Raw genomic sequence first — 4,120 nt, forward strand, 5'->3', positions numbered from 1 at the left:
ATCTTATTGCAAAAAACCTTATATAATAGTAAAATAGAAAAAATTATAACGAAGGGGAGGTACAAATGAAAAAATTTAGTATCTTTATAATTGTTTTGTTACTTATTCTTATTGCAAGTCTTGTCTTTGTGCTACAAAACAATGCTCTAGTAAGCCTGAAATTTTTCACATGGGAATTTTCGACAAGCATGGGGTTACTTACAATAGTTGTATTTTTTGCAGGATTTATTGTAATGTGGCTTATCTCTGTGATGTTTTACATTAATGCCGCTACAAGACACAGAAGAGGAGTTAAGGAAAGAGATGGTATTATTAAAAGACTTGAAGAAGAAAAAAGTAAAATCAAAGAGGAATATGAGACAAAATTAAAAACAAGCAAAGAAAAAATTAAAGCACAAGAAGAAAAACCTCTACAACCGAAAACTCAACCTGAAATTGAAAAAACGGCTGGAGAAAACATAAAAGAAGAAACTGAAGAACATTCAAATAAAGAACCATTACCAGAAAAACAGAAGAAAAAAGGTTTCTTTCGCCGAAATAAGTGAATAAAAACATAAAACGATTAACGCGTATCGGGGTTATTGCCGGATTATACGTAGCACTTACCTATCTCACTTATACAATTTCTTATGCACCAATACAAGTGAGAGTTGCTGAAGCTCTCACTGTCCTCCCGTTTATATACCCAGAAGCAGTGTGGGGAGTGGCAATTGGTTGTTTTATTGCAAACATAGCTTCGCCATTTGGACCAATTGACATAATTCTTGGCACATCCCTTACACTTATTGCAGCACTTTTAACACGTAGACTTGCCCGAACAAAAAAGCTATATCTCGCCCCCCTCCCACCTATTATAATTAATGCATTCGGTGTTGCGCTGTATGTGACAACATTGGCAGGATTGCTTGGGCCGAAAGGATTGACAATATCAAAACTGGGAACATTTTCATACATATTTACGCATTTTGAACTTCGGCCTTATATCATAGGAGTTATCTGGATAGCTATAGGAGAGACAATCGCAACCTATGCGCTAGGATTGCCACTACTCTACGCTTTAACTAAAAAGAAAGGAAGAAATGAAAATTAAAATAGCACTTGCACAAATAAACCCTTTGCTCGGAGATATAGGAAAAAATAGAGAAAAACATCTGGAATTCATTGAAAAAGCGATAGAAAACAATGCACAAATTATTGTATTTCCAGAGTTAAGTATTGCAGGGTATAGATTAAAAGATTTTACAATGGAAGTAGCGCTCCCTGTAGATAGCAATTTTTTTAATCCGATACTTAAACAGAGTAAGAAAATTGATATTGCATTTGGATTTGTTGAAAGAGGAGACGACAGCAACATCTATAATTCTGCCATGTACGTCGAAAATCAATCGATAAAATCAGTTTACCGAAAAATATATCTCCCTACTCATGGAATGTTTCAAGAACTCCGATTTATGGGGAGAGGAGAAAAAGTTACCACATTCAAAACAAGATATGGCAATTTTTCTATGTTAATTTGTAGAGATTTATTCCATCCATCCCTTCTATTCCTTACTTATGCACAAAAAACAGACATTGTCTTGGGGATGAGTAGTATGCCGCTGCGAGGAGTAACAGGAGAAAAACCTGCCATACAAGAAACAGTAGAAAAAGCAATAGATACCTACACAAATTTCTTTTCTCAGTTTATTGTGTTTGTAAACAGGGTGGGCTTTGAAGATGGATTGGGATTTTATGGAGGATCATTTGTTGGGACTCCATTGGGCAAAAAATTAGCCATTGCAGGAATATTGCAAGAAAAACTAACTTTTACCACAATAGACTTAGAGGAAATTTATAAAAAGAGACAACTATTCCCGCTTGTAAGAGAAGAAGATTTAAATATTGTACAGAACAATCTCAGTAGAATTCTGGAGGAAAATAATGGAAAATTTTAGCTTAAATTACGAACTTGTAAAAAAATTTATTATAGAATTTATCAAAGAAGAAGTGCACAGCAATGGATTTAATCGATGTGTCTTAGGATTATCGGGTGGATTAGACTCAGTACTTGTTGCATATTTATCAAAAGAAGCATTGGGGAAAGAAAATGTAAAAGCAATCATTATGCCTTACAAAACCAGCAACCCTGCGTCTAAAGAAGATGCACTTGTAACTATAACACACCTTGGCATTTTATATGAAACAATTGATGTCACAAAAATTGCAGATGCCTACTTTAAAAAAGAAAAAGAGATGACAAATATTAGAATGGGTAATTTCCTTGCAAGAACCAGGATGAGCATACTGTTTGATAAATCGCGAGAATTTGAAGCACTTGTAATGGGTACAAGTAACAAAAGCGAATTGATTTTAGGATACAGCACATGGCACGGAGACATGGCAGCAAGTCTTTGTCCAATCGGTGACCTGTATAAAACACAAATATTCGAATTTGCGCAATTTATGAAGATTCCGAAAAAAATCAGAACCAAAAAACCTTCTGCGGACTTATGGCCTGGGCAAACAGACGAAAAAGAACTAGGAGCAAAATACATACAAATTGATTCCATACTAACCCTTTATGTAGATCAGCGTAAAACAAAAGATGAAATCATAGCAATGGGGTACAGTCAAAAAATTGTAGAAAGTTTGCTAAATAGAATCAAAAAAACCCAATTTAAGAGGACCCTCCCTCCAGTTGCAAAATTTTCTCCTAGAACTTTTGGATTAGATTTTCTTTACCCGCATGACCTCACGAAATAATATAAAATTCACTTTTTAGAGAAATTGATCTGAAACTTGGAAATTTCCTTTAGTGTTGGAGCGTAGACACCAACATGTGTTGTTGAGAGCGCTGCAGCATAGTTCGCAAAACTAAGACTCTCATAAACATCTTCTCCCTTTAGATATGTCTTCAGAAACACGGCATTAAATACATCACCTGCCCCAATGCCATCCAGCGAGTTAACAGGTATTCCATCTATGCTATATTTTTTATGTTTTGTATATGCCTCGACCCCTTTTGAACCCTTTTTAATAACCACAATCCCGTTTGCTGTAACTTTATTTTTTACAATTGAGAGTGGAAAATCTTTTATTTCTTGCTCGTTTGCAAACACAATGTCTGCGCTTTTAAAAATAGCAATATTAGTCTCTAAAAATCCTTTTACAGACCGCCCTATTCTGAACTGTGGGTCAAAAAATATCTTTATGCCTTTCTTTTTTGCCATTTCAACAATTTTCACTACTTCTATCTGTACCTTTTTCTCAGTATTTATCCCGGAAGAAATATACAAATAGCGATATTTATCACTTATTGTTAAAAATTCCGCAGATGATATGTCTGTATACGCACATTTGCTTATTAAAGCAAACGTTACTCTTTTCTCGCTATCACCCACTAAAGCAAAGATTAAAGCTGTAGGACGATTACTCCGTTTTTTTAGAAAAAGAATTTTATTTTCATTAAATAGTTCGATAAAAAAATCTCCAAAATGATCTTTGGATATAGGTGTAAAATAATATGGATTCCCGTTAATTTTTGAAAATGCTAATGCAAAATTTATTCCTGTACCTGCAGGCCTCATACTATACTGTTCGATGATATTATTTTTATCACTTCTCATGCTATATTTTCCTTTTAAAACAACATCAAAACAGTTGTCCCCGATAACAAGCATCTTCATTTTGACACTTCCCTTACCTTTTTCACAAATAATGCCACTTTTGCAATATCCTTTCTGCCACACACAAAAGGCAAATCCAACGATGTTTTTGCGTCTACACCCGCAGGATGCACTATTGTTATTGCTTGCTGTACATTCTCCGGAGAAAGCCCACCTCCTAATATCACGGGTATCGAAACCATTTCAATAACACATTTACTGATCGACCAATCGTGTACCTTGCCCGTTGCCCCAACAAATCCACTCATCTGCTTACTCTCATCCGATGAGTCAAGCATAATATAATCAACAATTTGGCTAACCGCAGCAGCTTTTTTGATAGACTCTTCTGATTTAACGGGAACAGCATACATAAGTTTAACATTATATTTTGTGAGCATTTGTCGGATGTCTTTCAATTTTTTTAAATTCATTTCAGAACATACATGCAAGATATCCATTTTTAATATCGAAAC

Annotated in this window: 6 protein-coding genes; 4 read left to right on the top strand and 2 right to left on the bottom strand. The window is 34.8% G+C overall.

Features of this window, described 5'->3' with window-relative positions:
* Positions 1-65 precede the first annotated feature (65 nt).
* The 4 genes from U9Q18_06855 to U9Q18_06870 are packed head-to-tail and all read left to right on the top strand — an operon-like array spanning position 66 to position 2,742.
* Positions 66-545, top strand: coding sequence for a LapA family protein (locus tag U9Q18_06855; GenBank protein MEA3314078.1), 480 nt, complete (start codon positions 66-68; stop codon positions 543-545).
* Entirely contained in the window at positions 542-1,090 is a 549-nt protein-coding gene (locus U9Q18_06860) for a QueT transporter family protein (protein ID MEA3314079.1), read from the top strand. Before U9Q18_06855 ends, U9Q18_06860 begins: the two co-directional genes overlap by 4 nt.
* Entirely contained in the window at positions 1,080-1,934 is an 855-nt protein-coding gene (locus U9Q18_06865; GenBank protein ID MEA3314080.1) for a nitrilase-related carbon-nitrogen hydrolase, read from the top strand. Before U9Q18_06860 ends, U9Q18_06865 begins: the two co-directional genes overlap by 11 nt.
* Positions 1,921-2,742: an NAD+ synthase gene (locus U9Q18_06870; GenBank protein MEA3314081.1), complete on the top strand. Its 822-nt coding sequence runs from the start codon at positions 1,921-1,923 to the stop codon at positions 2,740-2,742. Before U9Q18_06865 ends, U9Q18_06870 begins: the two co-directional genes overlap by 14 nt.
* 8 nt (positions 2,743-2,750) lie before the next feature.
* On the opposite strand, the gene U9Q18_06875 is transcribed toward U9Q18_06870, so the two are convergent.
* Both U9Q18_06875 and U9Q18_06880 read right to left on the bottom strand, forming a co-directional pair.
* Complete coding sequence (locus U9Q18_06875; protein ID MEA3314082.1) at positions 2,751-3,665, bottom strand: carbohydrate kinase family protein; 915 nt, start codon at positions 3,663-3,665, stop codon at positions 2,751-2,753.
* Positions 3,662-4,120: phosphoribosylanthranilate isomerase (locus U9Q18_06880; protein MEA3314083.1), on the bottom strand; the 459-nt coding region annotated here is incomplete at its 5' end. The genes U9Q18_06875 and U9Q18_06880, both read right to left, overlap by 4 nt.

This window comes from Caldisericota bacterium (assembly GCA_034717215.1).
Taxonomy (GTDB): domain Bacteria; phylum Caldisericota; class Caldisericia; order Caldisericales; family Caldisericaceae; genus UBA646.

Bases quoted from the DNA above. Each gene is read 5' to 3' on its own strand.
- U9Q18_06865 (MEA3314080.1), top strand. From the start codon at position 1,080: ATGAAAATTAAAATAGCACTTGCACAAATAAACCCTTTGCTCGGAGAT.
- U9Q18_06870 (MEA3314081.1), top strand. From the start codon at position 1,921: ATGGAAAATTTTAGCTTAAATTACGAACTTGTAAAAAAATTTATTATA.
- U9Q18_06875 (MEA3314082.1), bottom strand. From the start codon at position 3,665: ATGAAGATGCTTGTTATCGGGGACAACTGTTTTGATGTTGTTTTAAAA.
- U9Q18_06855 (MEA3314078.1), top strand. From the start codon at position 66: ATGAAAAAATTTAGTATCTTTATAATTGTTTTGTTACTTATTCTTATT.